This window comes from Stenotrophomonas maltophilia (assembly GCF_001676385.1).
Classification (GTDB): domain Bacteria; phylum Pseudomonadota; class Gammaproteobacteria; order Xanthomonadales; family Xanthomonadaceae; genus Stenotrophomonas; species Stenotrophomonas maltophilia_J.
On record NZ_LYVJ01000034.1, the window covers coordinates 1 to 409 of the forward strand.

Here is a 409-nt window from a genome sequence, read left to right on the forward strand (position 1 = left end):
GTTCGAAGGTACGCCGTGGAGCCTGGAAGCCTCCGGCTACAGATCCGACAGCCGCGTGTTGAATGCAGGTGGGCAGGTCGGTACCGGCACCGGCACCAATGTGATCGGCAACGGCCATTCGATCGGCCTCAAGCTCAACTACCGCCTGCCGGGCAGCAGCCAGTGGTGGCGCCAGCTCAGCCTCGGCGTGGATTTCAAGGACACCGAGGAAGACACGCAGATGGGCAAGGAGAGCCTGAAGACGCCGCTGAGGTACGCGCCGATCACTCTGGCGTTTGTCGGTGTACGCCAGGGCGAGCAGGATCAGTTGAGCATCAACACCCAGCTGGTGGCCGGTACGCGTCGCTTGTTCGGCTACGGCAGTGACGCCACCGCGTTCGGGCAGAAGCGCTACTGGGCCGATCCGAGC

1 pseudogene is annotated in these 409 nt (G+C 64.3%); it reads left to right on the forward strand.

The annotated features are described in order from the left end of the window. Positions 1–409: pseudogene (locus tag A9K58_RS18810) on the forward strand (ShlB/FhaC/HecB family hemolysin secretion/activation protein); the annotation flags it as partial.